This window comes from Pseudomonas citronellolis, from assembly GCF_001586155.1.
Lineage (GTDB): Bacteria > Pseudomonadota > Gammaproteobacteria > Pseudomonadales > Pseudomonadaceae > Pseudomonas > Pseudomonas citronellolis.
This window is the reverse complement of record NZ_CP014158.1, coordinates 3364009-3378465: the sequence shown is the minus strand read 5'-3', so window position 1 is coordinate 3378465 and position 14457 is coordinate 3364009. Positions and strand designations below refer to the sequence as shown.

Sequence of the window (14457 nt, the reverse complement as noted above, 5' to 3'; positions counted from 1 at the left end):
TCGCGAACCCGCTTTGGCAGAGGAGCGTTCGCGAGCAAGCTCGCTCCTACGAAAAGCTACCGGACACGCCACCGGACGCCTGATGCAACGCCCCCTCGTTTCCCACCGCACACCGGCGGCGGAGACGATTCCAACACTCATGATTCGAGGGGAACACCCATGACCTTGCGCACCACCCTGGCCGGCCTCGCGCTGGCCATCGCCAGCCTTTCCGCCCATGCCGAGACTCTCCGCGTGGCCATCGGCACCCAGGACACCACCATCAACTGCGCCGCCGGTGGCCTGCTGGTCCGCGAGCTGAACCTGCTGCCCAAGTACCTGCCCCACGACGGCAAGTACAAGGACGCGCAGTACGACATCCAGTGGAAGAACTTCACCAGCGGCGCGCCGCTGACCAACGAGATGGTCGCCGGCAAGCTGGACTTCGGCGCCATGGCCGACTTCCCCGGCTCGCTCAACGGCGTGGCCCATGAAGCCGCCGGCAAACGCAGCCTGTTCATCAGCGTGCTCTCCGGCAGCATCGAGGGCAGCGGCAACGGCATCGTGGTGCCGGCCTCTTCCAAGGTGCAGTCACTGGCCGAGCTGAAGGGCCAGACCATCTCCGTGCCCTTCGCCTCCACCGCCCACGGCCTGCTGCTGCGCGCCATCGCCGCCCAGGGCTGGGACCCGGACAAGGACGTGACCATCATCGCGCAGCCGCCGGAAGTCGCCGGCTCCGCGCTGCAGGCCAACAAGATCGCCGCCCACGCCGACTTCGTGCCCTTCGCCGAGCTGTTCGAGAGCCGCGGCATTGCCCGCAAGATCTACGACGGCTCGCAGGCCAAGGCGCCGACCTTCCACGGCGCCCTGGTGGAGGCGGACTACGCGCAGAAATACCCGGAGATCGTCGAGGCCTACCTGCGCGCCACCTACGAGGCCAACCAGCTGCTGGCCGCGGAACCGGAGAAGTACAGCGAGCTGATCGAGAAGGTCGCCGGCATCCCCGCCGAGGTGAACTACCTGTTCCACGGCCCGCTCGGCCTGCAGACCCGCGACCTGACCTGGAAGCCGGAGTACCGCCAGGCCGTGACCACCGCCATCGACACCCTGAAGCTGCTGAAGAAGGCCGACCGCGGGCTGAACGTCGAGCAGTTCGTCGACGACCGCTACATCCGCGCCGCCTTCAAGGCCGCCGGCGCCGACTACGACGCCGCATTGAAGAACTATGCCCAGCAGCCGCTAACGGCCACGGACGCGCTGACCGGCAAGGCCATCGCCGACCCGCGCCACGTCGCGCAGGTGTGGGTGCGCGGCGAACCCAGGGTGCGCAGCTACGCCTCGGCGCGGGAAGCCCTGGGCGAAGCGGCCAAGCTCAAGCAGCAGGGCAAGGACATCCGCGCCGTCTATGCCCAGGCCAGCGACAGCGGCATCAAGCTGCTGGCCAGCCAGGCCTGGTTCGTCCAGGGCAGGGACGGCGCGCTGGACGCCTTCCTGCTCAAGGAGCAGGCCGAGCGCTACGCGCAGAGCAACGGCGGCGAAGTGCGCGACTTCGCCGGTGCCAGCCAGCAGGCCGTCGCCAGCCGCTGACGTCCACGCCCGGCGCCCTGCGCGCCGGGCCCTTGCGGAGCCACGAAAATGAACCTCACAACCCTGTCCCGCTGGAGCCTGCGCCTGGCCTCGCTGCTGGCCTGCCTGGCGCTCTGGCAGCTGGCCAGCGCCCGGCACCTGAACCTCGGCCTGGTCACCTTCGCCAACGTCCCCGGCCCCGGCGAAGTGCTGGACGCCGCCGTGCAACTGGCGCAGTCCAGCAAGCTCGGCCGGCACCTGGGCGCGAGCCTGGCGCGGGTGCTCGCCGGCTACCTGCTGGCGGCCGTCGCCGGCGTGCTCCTGGGCCTGGCCATCGGCCGCGGCCGCTGGGCCCGCGACGGCCTGCTGCCGCCGCTGGAAGTGCTGCGGCCGATCCCGGCGGTGGCCTGGATACCGCTGGCGATCCTGATGTTCCCCAGCGCCGAGCTGTCGATGATCTTCATCACCTTCACCGGCGCGCTGTTCCCCATCCTGCTCAACACCATCCACGGCGTCGAGGCGGTGGACCCGCGCCTGCTCGCCTCGGCCCGCAGCCTCGGCGCCAACCGCCTGGCGCTGCTGCGCGAGGTGGTGCTGCCCGGCGCCCTGCCGAGCATCGTCACCGGCCTTGCCATCGGCATGGGCACCTCGTGGTTCTGCCTGGTGACCGCCGAGATGATCTCCGGGCAATGGGGCATCGGCTACTACACCTGGGAGTCCTACACCTTGCAGAACTACCCCGACATCGTCGTCGGCATGCTGCTCATCGGCGTGCTCGGCATGGCCAGCAGCCTGCTGGTGCGCCAGCTCGGCGCCCTGGCCACGCCCTGGCAGCGCCAGGCCGGAGGCAAGCCATGAGCCTGCCTGAACGAGTGCCCGCCGGGCACGTGCGCGTCGAGGGCCTGTCGATCCACCTGGGCAGCGGCCGCGACGCCTTCGAAGCGGTGCACTCGCTGAGCTTCGCCATCGAGCCCGGCGAATTCGTCTGCGTGCTCGGCCCCTCCGGCTGCGGCAAGTCCACCCTGCTCGGCGCCCTGGCCGGCCACCTGCGCCCCAGCGGCGGGCGCCTGGAAGTGGACGGCCAGCCGGTGGGCGGCCCCTCGCCGCAGCGCGGCATGGTGTTCCAGCAGCACACCCTGCTGCCCTGGCGGCGGGTGCGCGACAACGTCGCCTTCGGCCTGAAGATGCGCGGCGTGCCGCGCGCCGAACGCCACGCCCGGGCCGAGGAAATGCTCCAGCTGGTGGGCCTGCAAGGCTTCGCCAATCGCTGGCCGTCGCAGCTTTCCGGCGGCATGCAGCAGCGTGTGGAGATCGCCCGGGTGCTGATCAACCAGCCGCGCCTGCTGCTGATGGACGAACCCTTCGGCGCCCTAGACGCGCAGACGCGGATGATGATGCAGGAGCTGCTGCTGGACATCTGGACGCGCCTGCGCACCAGCGTGCTGTTCATCACCCACGACATAGACGAAGCGCTGTTCCTCGCCGACCGCATCCTGGTGATGAGCCCACGCCCGGGGCGCATCCTCGAGGAAATCCGCCTGGACTTCCCGCGCCCGCGCCATGCCGAGCTGCTGACCAGCGCCGGCTTCGCCCGCCTCAAACGCCACTGCCTGGAACTGCTGCGCCACGAAGACGGCCGCCAACTGCCGCGCCTGACGCCCCTAGGCCTGCCGAACAATGATCCGACAAGAGCGCGATTCGCCATATGACCCCGTTCACGACCGACAACCCCGACATCCTCGACCTGCAACCGCGCCTGCAGCACGCCGACCCCGGCGTGCGCCGCATCGCTCTGATCGAACTGGCCGACCTGGAGGAACCCGAGGCCCTGCCCTGGCTGGCCCGGGCACTGACCGGTGACGCGGCCGCCGCCGTGCGCGCCGAGGCCGCGCGCCTGCTGGAAGCCTGGGAGGAACCCGAAGTGGTCCAGGCCCTGTGCCAGGCCCTGGCCGACAGCGACGAAAGCGTGCGCGAAGCCGCCGCGCAAAGCCTCAGCGAACTGAAGACCGCCGAGGCCGGGCGCCTGCTGCTGCCCTGGGCGGCCCACGCCGACACCTTCGTGCGCCGCAGCGCATTGCGCGCCCTGCGCGAACTGCGCCTGGAAGAAAGCGTGAACCCGGCCCTGGCCGCCCTGGACGATGCCGACGCCGGCGTGCGCCGCGAGGCGGTGGGCATCCTCGGCTGGCTCAAGCGCATCGAGGCCCTGCCGCGCCTGGCCGCCCTGGCCAGCGACGATGCCGACAGCGAGGTGCGCCGCGCCGCCGCCGGCGCCCTCGGCCTGGCCAGCGATGCCAGCGTGCTGCCGGCGCTGGGCGCGGCATTGCGCGACAAGGCCTGGAAGGTCCGCGAGGAAGCCGCCGCCACCCTCGGCAAGCTGGGCCTGCAAGAGGCCGGCGAGGCGTTGCTGCAAGCGCTGGAAGACGACTTCTGGCAGGTGCGCCTGCGCGCCGCGCGGGCCCTCGGCAACCTCCGTTACCAGGCCGCCCGCGAAGCCTTGCAGGGCCTGCTCGGCCACGCCATCAGCAACCTGCGCAAGGAAGCCGCCCTGGCCCTGGGCGAGCTGGGCGACATCCGCGCCCTGCCCGCTCTCCAGGCAGCCCAGGCCGACGGCGACCCGGAAGTGCGCAAGGCCGTGCGCATCGCCCTCACCCAACTGGGCGCGCCGGCATGAACGCGCCCCGCGCCCTGCACCGTTCCAGCAACGAGCGCGAGCTGCGCATCGACTGGGGCGACGGCGAAGTGCAGCGCATCGCCTTCGCCCGCCTGCGCGGCGCCTGCCCCTGCTCGCAGTGCCGCGCGGCGCGCCTGCAGGGGCGCATCACGCTGGTCGGCGCCGAAGTCGGGCTGCGCGCCGTGACCCCCCAGGGCTACGGCGTACAGTTGGTGTTCGACGACGGCCACGAGCGCGGCATCTATCCCTGGAGCTACCTGCGCGAACTGGGTTGAGCCGCTACCACTCGCCGATGCGCACCAGCTTGCCGCCTTCCGGCTCGCCATAGCGGAAGGCCTGGCCGCGCAGGTCGATCTCCTCGTTGCTGATGGTGGTGCGCCGCTTCAGGCCGCGCAGCCAGTCGAACAGGTAGCGCTGGTGCTGCTCGCGCACGTCCGCGTAGGCCGGCTCGGCGCCCAGGTCGCGCAGCTCGCCCGGGTCCGCCTGCAGGTCGAACAGCTGCGGACGGAAGCCGTCGTAGGCCAGGTACTTCCAGCGCTCGCTGCGCACCATGTACATGCGGCAGGCGTCGATGGGCCGGCCCAGGCGCTCGCGGGCCGGGGCCTGGAAGGCGTAGTCGTATTCGGCGATGGCGTAGTCGCGCCAGTCCGCCGGCCGTTGCCCATGCAGCAGCGGCTGCAGCGAACGGCCCTCGACGCGGTGCGCCGCCAGCGGTACCGCGAAGGCGTCGAGCAGGGTCGGCAGCACGTCGATGGATTGCACCAGGGCCTGCTCCACCGTGCCGCGGCTGGCGTCGGCTGCCGCGCGCGGGTCGCGGATCAGCAGCGGAACACCCACCGCCGGTTCCAGCAGGAACTCCTTCTCGCCCAGGCCGTGGTCGCCCAGGTAGTCGCCATGGTCGCTGGTGAAGACGATCAGGGTGTCGTCCCAGCGGCCGCTGGACTGCATGTGCTCGAACAGCCGGCCGAGCTGGTCGTCGATCTGCCTGATGAGCCCCATGTAGGTGGGGATCACGGTGTTGCGCACCTCCTTGCGGGAGAAGTTCAGGCTCTCCTGGTGCTGCTGGAAGGCCTTGTACACCGGGTGTTCGCTCTCCTCCCCCGGCGCCGCGCGCAGGGCCGGCAGCACCTGCCCGGGGCCGTACAGCGCGTGGTACGGCGCGGGCGCGATATAGGGCCAGTGCGGCTTGATGTACGACAGGTGCAGGCACCAGGGCCTGTCGCCCTGCTCGCGCATGAAGTCGATGGCGCGGCTGGTGGCGTAGACCGTTTCGCTGTGCGGCTCCGGCAGGCGCGTGGGCAGCCCGGCGTTGCGCATCTGCCAGCCGCTGAGCACCTCGCCGTTGGCGCCTTCGGCGGCGTTGGCCCAGTCGTGCCAGGGGTTGTCGCCGGCATAGCCGAGGCCGCGCAGGTAATGGGTGTAGGGCGCGCTTTCGCGCTTGTCGGCGAACAGCTCGCCGTCGGGGTAGATGCCGTCGTTGCGGTCGTAGGGCTCGAAGCCTGCCTCGGCCAGTTGCTGGCCGCGCTCGCTCTGCGGGTCCACCCCGAGCGCCTGCATGCCTTCGAGGTTGGCGGTGGCGTGGGTCTTGCCCACCAGCGCGGTGCGGATGCCGGCCGGGCGCAGGTAGTCGCCGAGGGTCAGCTCCTCCAGCGGCAACGGCACGGCGTTCCAGCTCACCTGGTGGCTGCTGACGTAACGCCCGGTGTACGAAGACATGCGCGAAGGCCCGCAGATGGTGCCCTGGGTATAGGCCCGGGCGAAACGCACGCCCTCGGCGGCCAGGCGATCGATGTTCGGCGTGTGCAGGTGCGGGTGGCCGTAGCAGGACAGGTAATCGCGACGCAGCTGGTCGCACATGATGTAGAGGACGTTGCGGATGGGCTGGGGCTGGCTCATGGGGCGTTCGGGGATGACGGATGGAGCGGTCATTTCGCGGGGCGCGGGGGCGTTCTGGCAAACGCATTTGCAGCAAGATTTGCATGCGTGGAATGCATGGGGTGGGTGGTGTGGAGGCGGGCTTGGTCGCGAACAGAGTTCACCGGGAGTTGTGGGGACTGGGGTTGAGAGCGCCCTCTCCCTAACCCTCTCCCTGAAGGGAGAGGGAACCGTTCGGTGTGCGCTGATGTTTCGGCGTTAGCCGGCTTGTACCGAGTTGCCGGCTGAAACCATCACTTTTCTCGGCACGGACAAGCCCCTTCTCCCTTCAGGGCGGGGCGCGCAGCCGAGGGCTGGGGAGAGGGAGCGGAGTAACCCCGAAACACCGTAGCCACAGGGAGGTACCCTTCGCGAGCAAGCTCGCTCCTACGAAAAGAAGAAAGCCCCCCTACACCGTCTCCTCATCGATCCGCCGCAACTCCCCGATCATCGCCTCCGCCAGCGGCGACAGGCTGTACCCCGCGCGGTGCACGATGCCGTAGCGGGTATGCAGCTCCTCCAGGTCCTCCGGCAGCTCCGCCACCGTCAGCGCCACCAGCGCCTCGCCGGCGCCCTGCCCCGGGCCGCTGGCGATACCGATGGCGTTGGAGGCCAGCACCACGGCGTTCAGGCCGTGGCCGTTCTCGCATTCGATGTCCGGGCGGAAGTCGGGGCGACCGCTGAGGTCCACCAGCACCTTGCGGATGTTCGGCGGGCTGAGGTTGGTGGCGATGGGGTAGCTCAGCAGCTGCGCCGCGCTCACCTGCCCCTGGCCGGCCAGCGGGTGGCCGGGGCGGCAGCAGAAGTGCCACTTGCGCGGCTTCAGGCGCAGGGTGCGGTACTCGGGGTTGGCCTCGAAATGGCGGGTGTCGGCGACGAAGAATTCGAAGTCCTCGGCCTGCAGGCGCTTGCCCAGCACCTGCCAGTGCTCCACCTGGAAGGCCACCCGCGCCTTGGGGTAGCGCCCGTTGAACGCGGCGATGGCCCGCGGCACCAGCCAGGCCGCCGGCGCGGGGCCCGCGCCGAAGCGCAGTTCGCCCGCCTCCAGGCCATTGAACAGGGCGATCTCGTTGGCCAGCTTGTGCGCGCCGCTGACCAGCCGGCGCGCGTGCTCCAGGACGATCAGGCCCTGCTTGGTGGGGTTGAGTTCCTTGCTTGCGCGGTCCACCAGGCGGCAGCCGGCGCTGTGTTCCAGGGCCTGGATGCTGCGGCTGAAGGCCGATTGCGACAGGCACACGGCGTCGGCCGCGGCGACGAAGCTGCGGTGCTCGGCAAGGGCGATGAAATGGCGGAGCTGGCGAAGGTCTATATGCATTTTCTACATAAAAAATATTGGGCAAATGCAATTGTCCGAAGGTGGACGGCCTTCTTATAAAGGCAATCTCTTATTCCGTAAATAAATCGAAATACATAAATAAAGATCGATACGGAATAAAAAGATTGCAGGCCAAACCGGTCCTGCGCGACACGACCTCTTCTCCAGGACCTTTCCATGCACCACCGAGATTCCGCGCCCCGTTTCCGCCGCCGGCTGTTGCCGCTGTCCATCCTGCTGGCCACCGGCGGCCTGGCCATGGGCGCCCTGCACGCCGAGGAAGCCACCCCGCAGGAGGCCGCCGCCCAGGCCCAGGGCGAGGCCAGCACCCTGGGCACCGTCACCGTGACCTCGCGGCGCCGCGAGGAGAACTCCCAGGACGTGCCCACCGCCATGAGCGTGCTCGGCGGCGAGACGCTGGAAAGCCAGCGCATCTACCGCGTGCAGGACCTGCAGCAGCTGGTGCCCAGCACCAACGTCGCCTACGTCCACGCGCGGCAGTCCAGCGTGTCCATCCGCGGCCTGGGCAACAACCCGGCCAGCGACGGCCTGGAAGGCAGCGTCGGGCTGTACCTGGACAACGTCTACCTGGGCCGCCCCGGCATGGCCTCCTTCGACCTGCTGGACATCGAGCAGCTGGAAGTGCTGCGCGGGCCCCAGGGCACGCTGTTCGGCAAGAACACCACCGCCGGGGTGATCAACATCTCCACCCGCCTGCCCAGCTTCACCCCCGAGCGCAGCGTCGAGGTGTCCGGCGGCGAGGACGGCTACTTCCAGGGCAAGGCCACGGTCTCCGGGCCGCTCACCGACGAGCTGGCCGGGCGCTTCTCGGCCTACCGCACCCGCGACGACGGCTACGTGAAGAACGTCTTCGACGGCAACACCCTCAACGGCGGCGCCCGCCAGGGCTTCCGCGGCCAGCTGCTGTACAAGCCCGACGAGGACTTCAGCCTGCGCTGGATCGGCGACTACAACGAGGAGAACTCCAGCAACGGCATCCTCACCCTGTTCAGCACCGGGCCGACCATCAACGGCGTCAACCGCTACGAGCAGCGCGCCCGCGCCGCCGGCGCCACGCTGGTGTACGGCGACGACCGCAAGGTCAACTTCGACGCCGCCCAGCGCGTCACCGTGTTCCAGGGCGGCACTTCGCTGGAGGCCAACTGGAAGCTGGCCAACGACTTCTCGCTGACCTCCATCAGTTCCTACCGCTGGTGGGACTTCACCCCGCGCAACGACGACGGCCTGAACGTGGCGGCGGCCTACAACGCCGGCGTCTCGGTGCGCGACAAGCAGTGGTCGCAGGAACTGCGCCTGGCCTCGCCCACCGGCGGCTTCTTCGACTACGTGCTGGGCGCCTACTACTTCGGCCAGGACCTGGACAACCACTCCTTCAACCTCTACGGCCCCCAGGCGGACATCTGGAACGGCACCGCCAGCGGCGCGCTGGCCAACGTCACCAGCCTGGGCGACGGCCACATCGACACCGACAGCTACGCGCTGTTCGCCCAGGGCACCTGGCACCTGACCGACAGGCTCGACTTCACCGCAGGCATCCGCGGCACCTACGAGGAGAAATCCGCCTCGGTCAGCCGCGATGCGCCCCTCGGCGGGGCCGCCGTCAGCGGCGCGGCTCTGGCCGCGCGCAACGGCCGAGCCGGCGCCTACGACTCCGGCGACCTCTCGGTGTACAGCTTCTCGCCCTCGGGCCTGCTCAGCCTGAACTACCACTTCAACGACAACCTGATGGGCTACGCCTCGCTGTCCCACGGCGAGAAGTCCGGCGGGGTGAACCTGACCGTGGCCAGCGCCCCCACCGCCGGCGCCGACTCCCTGCTGGTGGGCAGCGAGCGGGCCAACGACGCCGAGCTGGGGATCAAGAGCACGCTGTTCGACCACCGCCTGATCCTCAACGCCAACCTGTTCGCCACCGTGGTCCACGGCTACCAGGCCAACGCCTACGACGAGGCCACCCGCACCTCCTACCTGACCAACGCCGGCGACGTGCGCTCGCGCGGGGTGGAGTTCGAGGCCACCGCCCTGCCCGTCCGCGGGCTGACGCTGAACCTCAACGGCTCGTACAACGACGTGCGCTACCTGTCGTACAAGAACGCGCCCTGCCCGCCGGAAGTCTCCTTCCAGAGCGGCGCACCGGCGTCCTGCGACCTCAGCGGACACCAGGTGGTGGGCGCCTCCAAGTACATCTTCAACGCCAACGGCGAATACAAGTGGCACCTGGAAGACAACCTGGAGCCCTACGTTACCGCCAGCTACGCCTTCCGCTCCAAGGCCGTGGGCACCATCGACGACTCCGACTACGGGCAGATCCCCAGCTACGCCATCGTCAACACCGCCCTGGGCCTGCGCGGCGACTACGGCGACGGCCGCTGGGACCTGTCGCTGTGGCTGAAGAACGCCTTCGACAAGACCTACTACACCAGCCTGTGGAACTCGGCCAACGGCGGCTACGCCGGCGTGCTGGGCACCCCGCGCACCCTGGGCGTGACCGCCCGCTACGACTTCTGACCCGAGGACCACTGCCATGAAGCATGCCCGCGCCACCGCCCTGCTCGCTCTCTCCGCCCCGCTGCTGGCCGCCGCCGTCAGCGCCGCGCCCAGCGTCTACCCCACCGGGGTGACGCGCTACGACCCGCAGAAGGCCTTCAATCAGTACGTGATCTTCAGCGGCGCCGACAACTGGACGCACCTGATCGACATGAACGGCAACGAGGTGAAACGCTGGGACCGCCCCGGCTTCCCCTCGGCCATCCTCGAGCCGAAACTCGCCAATGGCGAGCGCGGCCACGTGCTGCTGCAGACCGCCGACCTGGCCGAGCCGGGCAAGCTCGCCTCCGCCGGCAACGGCCTGCGCAACCAGGCCGTGGGCGAGCTGGACTGGGCCGGCAAGACCGTCTGGCAATGGGGCGACCAGGCCCCCGGCGGCGCCGCCCGCCAGCACCACGACCTGCGCCGGCTGGCCAACGGCAACACCCTGGTGCTGGCCAACCGCGTGCATGCGGTGAAGGGCTTCCAGGTGCCGGAGGTGATCGACGACGTGATCTACGAAGTCACCCCGCAAGGCCAGGTGGCCTGGAGCTGGACCGCCTCCGAGCACCTGCACGAGTTCGGCTTCGGCGCTGAGCAGCTCAAGCTGGTGCACGCGACCAAGAACCCGGACTACCTGCACATCAACAACCTGGCGCCGCTGGGCGCGAACCGCTGGCACGCCGCCGGCGACAAGCGCTTCGCCCCGGACAACCTGCTGTTCGATTCGCGCAACGCCAACTTCATCGCCATCATCGACAAGGCCAGCGGCAAGGTGGTCTGGCGCCTGGGCCCGAACCTGCCGCCGATCGACCCGCGCAACGCGCAGAAGCTGCCGCGCCCGGTGGACCAGATCAGCGGCCAGCACGACGCGCACATCATCCCCGAGGGCCTGCCCGGCGCCGGCAACCTGCTGGTGTTCGACAACCAGGGCGACGCCGGCTACCCCTCGGTGCAGCGCGGGGTGATCTCCGGCTCGCGGGTGCTGGAGATCGATCCGCAGAAGAAGCAGATCGTCTGGCAGTACACCGCGGAAAGCTCGAAGCAGCCGGGCTGGGCCTTCTTCAGCTCGTTCATCAGCAGCGCCCGGCGCCTGCCCAACGGCAACACCCTGATCGACGAGGGGCAGAACGGCCGCTTCTTCCAGGTCACCCCGGGCGGCGAGATCGTCTGGGAATACGTCAGCCCCTACTTCGGCAAGGCGCCGCTGGGCGACGCCGTGAGCAACTGGGTATACCGCGCCCTGCCGGTGGACTACAGCTGGGTACCGGAAGGCACCCCGCGCGAGGAAAAGGCCGTGCAGGCCGCGGTGCCGGGCGCGCAGCCGGTGACTGCGGCGCGCTGAACCGCCCATCGCCACCTGTAGGAGCGCGCCCTGCGCGCGATTCGCGGGCAGGGCCCGCTCCTACAAGGGGAATCCTGTGGCGTCACGGAACACCCCGTAGGATGGCGTTGAGCGAAGCGATACCCATCACCACGACCGCATGGGTTTCGCAAGCTCAACCCATCCTACAAAAGCACCTCGGCGCGGCCCCTACGCCGTTCTACCTTTCACCCCCGGCTCGCCAGGCGGTACTGCTCCGGCGTGGTGCCGGCCTGGCGGCGGAACATGGCGATGAAGGCCGAGGCGCTGCTGTAGCCCAGGTCGAAGGCGATTTCCTGTACCCCGCGCCCGGCCTCCAGCGCCTCGATGGCGGCGAGGAAGCGCAGGCGCTGGCGCCATTCGCCGAAGCTCATGCCCAGCTCGCGCTGGCACATGCGCGCCAGGGTGCGCTCGGTGCTGTGCACCTGCCTGGCCCAGTCGGCCAGGGAACGGTTGTCGCCGGGCTCGGCCTGCAGCGCGGCGAGCAGTTCGCCCAGCAGCGCGCTCTGGGCGAACGGCAGGTAGTCCTCGTGGCGCGGCGAGGCTTGCAGCTGGTCCAGCACCACTTGGGCCAGGCGCTTGTCGGCCGCGCTCTCGGGGATGTTCACCCCGCGCGCGGCGAAATCCGAAAGGATGGCCTTGAGGATGTCGCCGATCTGCAGCGTGCAGGGCCCTGTCGGCAACTGGCGGGACAGCTCGGCGCTGACGTACAGCGAGCGGTAGACGATGGCCTCGCGGTTGTAGCAGCCGTGCTCCACGCCCGGCGGCACCCACACCGCGTACTGCGGCGGCGAGAGGAAGCGCTGGCCGCCGACGTCCAGCTGCATCACCCCGTGGGAGGCGTAGTTGAGCTGGCCCCAGGGGTGGCTGTGGGGCGCCGAACGGGTGTCGGCGCCGAACTCGTCGTAGCGGAAGTACAGCGGCGCCGGCAGGGCTGCATGGTCCGGCAGCGGCAGGGGGATGTATTTCTTCGTGGGCATGTCCGGATGACGTGGCGAGTTGTCCGGAATGAAGTATAAGCGCCATTCCGGACGGCGGGACAATGGCGCCCGTCCTTCAAAGATGTCCGCTGCAATGACCTATTTCTTCCCGCTCTTCGCCGTGCTCGTCTGGGGCGGCAACACCGTGGTCAACAAGCTCGCCGTGGGCCGCATCGCCCCGGCCGAGATCGGCTTCTTCCGCTGGCTGGCGGTGGCCGTGCTGCTCAGCCCCTTCGTGCTGCGCCCGCTGCTGGCGCGGCGCGCGCAGATCGCCCCGCTGCTGCCGAAGATCGTGGTGCTCGGCCTGCTGGGCATGGCCGTGTACCAGAGCCTGGCCTACTACGCCGCGTCCCTGACCAGCGCCACCAACATGGGCATCATCCTCGCGCTGATGCCGCTGATGTCCCTGGGCCTGGCCAGCGCCCTGCTCGGCCAGCGGCTCAACGCCGGCGGCGTGCTCGGCTCGCTGCTGTCGTTGCTGGGCGTGCTGCTGGTGATCGCCCACGGCGACCTGGCCGGCCTGCTGCACCAGGGCATCGGCCCGGGCGACGGCATGATGCTGGTGGCCACCCTCGCCTACGGCCTCTACGGCGTGCTGCTGAAGAAGTGGCAGATCCGCCTGCCGGGGTTGCAGCTGCTGTACCTGCAGGTGCTGGTGGCGGTGCTGGCGATGCTGCCGATGTACCTGCTCTCGCCGCACCATGGACTGGACGCCGGCAACCTGCCGCTGGTGGCCTACGCCGGCCTGCTGGCCTCCATCGCCGCGCCCCTGGCGTGGATGCGCGGGGTGCAGGAGATGGGCCCGAACCGCATGGCGCTGTTCTTCAACCTGCTGCCGCTGGTCACCGCGGCCATCGCCGCCGTGCTGCTGGATGAGCGCTTGGGCGTGCACCACCTGTATGGCGGTGCGCTGACCCTCGCCGGGGTGTTCCTTGCCGAGCGCTGGCGGCCAGCGGCGGGCCTGACGACGAACCGACAGGGAACGTAGGGCGTATAACCGCGAACGGTTATACGCCCTACGCCCGATTCAACTCTTCAACCAGCGTGGCCACCAGTTGCGCCGCCGGCAGCTCGCGGGCCAGGGGCGCGCCCTGGCCGGCCCATTGCACGGCGAAGTCGGGATTGCCCTTGGCCGCGGCGACCAGGGCCTTGGTGGCGTCATAGACCATGGGGTAGTCCGGCAGCGCCGGGGCGTCGGCGCGCTGCAGGTCGCTGAACAGGCGGTTGGGCAGGCCGCGCGCCGGGCGCCCGGAGATGGCCGCGGTCACCTCGGTGTGCCAGGCCCGCTCGCTGCGCAGCGCCGCGCGGTAGGCGGCGTTGGCCGAGGACTCCGGGCAGGCGACGAAGGCCGTGCCCATCTGCACCGCCTGCGCGCCCAGGGCGAAGGCGGCGCGGATGCCGCGGCCGTCCATGATGCCGCCGGCGGCGATCACCGGCACCTTCAGCGCCGGCGCCAGGCTGCCGACCAGGGCCAGGGTGCCGATGCGCTCATCGTGATCACGCTCGAAGATGCCGCGGTGCCCGCCCGCCTCGTAGCCCTGGGCGACCACCGCGTGCAGCCCGGCGGCCTCGACCGCGCGGGCCTCCGCCAGGTTGGTGGCGCAGCCGAGCAGGACGATGCCGGCGGCCTTCAGCCGGTCGATCCAGCCCTGCGCGGGCAGGCCGAAGTGGAAGCTGACCACCGCCGGGCGCTCTTCCAGCAGCACCTCCAGCATCTGCGGATCATCGACGAAGCTGCGGTAGATCTCCCGCAGCGCCGCCGGCGGCTCGCCGCCCAGCTCATCGAACAGCGGCCGCAGGTGTTCCACCCAGGCGGCCTCGCGGGCGGCGTCGGCCTGCCCCGGGCGGTGGCAGAACAGGTTGAAGTTCACCGGCCTCGCCGTCAGCGCGCGCACCTGGGCGATCAGCTCGCGGGCCTGCGCCGGGCTGCTCGCGCCCAGGCCGATGGAGCCCAGGGCGCCGGCCTCGGACACGGCGGCGGCCAGCGCCGGGGTGGAGACACCGACCATGGGCGCCTGGATGATGGGGTGTTCGATGCCGAGCAGTTGGCGAAGGGGCATGGCGGTGATCTCTTGGGCTGATCGCTGGTTGACTTAAAATCTCATACAGAGAATATTCTACGCAA

At 69.8% G+C, this 14457-nt stretch carries 12 protein-coding genes; 8 read left to right on the top strand and 4 right to left on the bottom strand.

The genetic code is table 11. The features are described 5' to 3' along the window. Positions 1 to 159 precede the first annotated feature (159 nt). The 5 genes from PcP3B5_RS14905 to PcP3B5_RS14885 are packed head-to-tail and all read left to right on the top strand — an operon-like array spanning position 160 to position 4491. The gene (locus tag PcP3B5_RS14905; RefSeq protein WP_061561715.1) at positions 160 to 1566 is read left to right on the top strand and encodes an ABC transporter substrate-binding protein; all 1407 of its coding nucleotides are present in this window, start codon (positions 160 to 162) and stop codon (positions 1564 to 1566) included. A 48-nt stretch (positions 1567 to 1614) separates the two neighbouring features. Further along, positions 1615 to 2403, top strand: coding sequence for an ABC transporter permease (locus tag PcP3B5_RS14900; protein ID WP_061561714.1), 789 nt, complete (start codon positions 1615 to 1617; stop codon positions 2401 to 2403). Further along, a complete protein-coding gene (locus PcP3B5_RS14895; RefSeq protein ID WP_043272716.1) occupies positions 2400 to 3254 on the top strand; it encodes an ABC transporter ATP-binding protein in 855 nt (284 codons plus the stop codon). Before PcP3B5_RS14900 ends, PcP3B5_RS14895 begins: the two co-directional genes overlap by 4 nt. Further along, positions 3251 to 4216 carry a HEAT repeat domain-containing protein gene (locus PcP3B5_RS14890; protein WP_043272713.1) on the top strand — a complete coding sequence of 322 codons (966 nt, stop codon included), beginning with the start codon at positions 3251 to 3253 and terminating at the stop codon, positions 4214 to 4216. The genes PcP3B5_RS14895 and PcP3B5_RS14890 overlap by 4 nt, the downstream gene beginning before the upstream one ends. Beyond that, complete coding sequence (locus tag PcP3B5_RS14885) at positions 4213 to 4491, top strand: gamma-butyrobetaine hydroxylase-like domain-containing protein (protein ID WP_061561713.1); 279 nt, start codon at positions 4213 to 4215, stop codon at positions 4489 to 4491. The genes PcP3B5_RS14890 and PcP3B5_RS14885 overlap by 4 nt, the downstream gene beginning before the upstream one ends. 4 nt (positions 4492 to 4495) lie before the next feature. Here the strand turns inward: PcP3B5_RS14885 and PcP3B5_RS14880 are convergent, their stop codons facing one another. Both PcP3B5_RS14880 and PcP3B5_RS14875 read right to left on the bottom strand, forming a co-directional pair. Beyond that, on the bottom strand, positions 4496 to 6112 hold the full coding sequence (locus PcP3B5_RS14880) for an alkaline phosphatase family protein (protein ID WP_061561712.1): 1617 nt from the start codon (positions 6110 to 6112) through the stop codon (positions 4496 to 4498). A 427-nt stretch (positions 6113 to 6539) separates the two neighbouring features. Continuing rightward, positions 6540 to 7445: a LysR family transcriptional regulator gene (locus PcP3B5_RS14875; protein WP_009622153.1), complete on the bottom strand. Its 906-nt coding sequence runs from the start codon at positions 7443 to 7445 to the stop codon at positions 6540 to 6542. 177 nt (positions 7446 to 7622) lie between these two features. On the opposite strand from PcP3B5_RS14875, the gene PcP3B5_RS14870 reads away from it, so the two are divergent. Next, complete coding sequence (locus tag PcP3B5_RS14870) at positions 7623 to 9971, top strand: TonB-dependent receptor (protein ID WP_061561711.1); 2349 nt, start codon at positions 7623 to 7625, stop codon at positions 9969 to 9971. Positions 9972 to 9987: 16 nt separating this feature from the next. After that, entirely contained in the window at positions 9988 to 11334 is a 1347-nt protein-coding gene (locus PcP3B5_RS14865) for an aryl-sulfate sulfotransferase (RefSeq protein WP_061561710.1), read from the top strand. Between the two features lie 206 nt (positions 11335 to 11540). On the opposite strand, the gene PcP3B5_RS14860 is transcribed toward PcP3B5_RS14865, so the two are convergent. Further along, positions 11541 to 12332: an AraC family transcriptional regulator gene (locus tag PcP3B5_RS14860; protein ID WP_061561709.1), complete on the bottom strand. Its 792-nt coding sequence runs from the start codon at positions 12330 to 12332 to the stop codon at positions 11541 to 11543. A 94-nt stretch (positions 12333 to 12426) separates the two neighbouring features. Here PcP3B5_RS14860 and PcP3B5_RS14855 point away from each other — a divergent pair, with 94 nt between their 5' ends. After that, the gene (locus PcP3B5_RS14855) at positions 12427 to 13320 is read left to right on the top strand and encodes a DMT family transporter (RefSeq protein ID WP_061561708.1); all 894 of its coding nucleotides are present in this window, start codon (positions 12427 to 12429) and stop codon (positions 13318 to 13320) included. A gap of 28 nt (positions 13321 to 13348) precedes the next feature. Here PcP3B5_RS14855 and PcP3B5_RS14850 read toward each other — a convergent pair whose 3' ends face one another. Beyond that, positions 13349 to 14392 carry an NAD(P)H-dependent flavin oxidoreductase gene (locus tag PcP3B5_RS14850; RefSeq protein ID WP_061561707.1) on the bottom strand — a complete coding sequence of 348 codons (1044 nt, stop codon included), beginning with the start codon at positions 14390 to 14392 and terminating at the stop codon, positions 13349 to 13351. Between the last annotated feature and the right edge of the window lie 65 nt (positions 14393 to 14457).

What these genes read in the sequence shown, in the direction of transcription:
- PcP3B5_RS14885 (WP_061561713.1), top strand. Translation starts at nt 4,213, where the DNA reads ATGAACGCGCCCCGCGCCCTGCACCGTTCCAGCAACGAGCGCGAGCTG.
- PcP3B5_RS14860 (WP_061561709.1), bottom strand. Translation starts at nt 12,332, where the DNA reads ATGCCCACGAAGAAATACATCCCCCTGCCGCTGCCGGACCATGCAGCC.
- PcP3B5_RS14900 (WP_061561714.1), top strand. Translation starts at nt 1,615, where the DNA reads ATGAACCTCACAACCCTGTCCCGCTGGAGCCTGCGCCTGGCCTCGCTG.
- PcP3B5_RS14890 (WP_043272713.1), top strand. Translation starts at nt 3,251, where the DNA reads ATGACCCCGTTCACGACCGACAACCCCGACATCCTCGACCTGCAACCG.
- PcP3B5_RS14865 (WP_061561710.1), top strand. Translation starts at nt 9,988, where the DNA reads ATGAAGCATGCCCGCGCCACCGCCCTGCTCGCTCTCTCCGCCCCGCTG.
- PcP3B5_RS14855 (WP_061561708.1), top strand. Translation starts at nt 12,427, where the DNA reads ATGACCTATTTCTTCCCGCTCTTCGCCGTGCTCGTCTGGGGCGGCAAC.
- PcP3B5_RS14880 (WP_061561712.1), bottom strand. Translation starts at nt 6,112, where the DNA reads ATGAGCCAGCCCCAGCCCATCCGCAACGTCCTCTACATCATGTGCGAC.
- PcP3B5_RS14905 (WP_061561715.1), top strand. Translation starts at nt 160, where the DNA reads ATGACCTTGCGCACCACCCTGGCCGGCCTCGCGCTGGCCATCGCCAGC.
- PcP3B5_RS14850 (WP_061561707.1), bottom strand. Translation starts at nt 14,392, where the DNA reads ATGCCCCTTCGCCAACTGCTCGGCATCGAACACCCCATCATCCAGGCG.
- PcP3B5_RS14875 (WP_009622153.1), bottom strand. Translation starts at nt 7,445, where the DNA reads ATGCATATAGACCTTCGCCAGCTCCGCCATTTCATCGCCCTTGCCGAG.
- PcP3B5_RS14895 (WP_043272716.1), top strand. Translation starts at nt 2,400, where the DNA reads ATGAGCCTGCCTGAACGAGTGCCCGCCGGGCACGTGCGCGTCGAGGGC.
- PcP3B5_RS14870 (WP_061561711.1), top strand. Translation starts at nt 7,623, where the DNA reads ATGCACCACCGAGATTCCGCGCCCCGTTTCCGCCGCCGGCTGTTGCCG.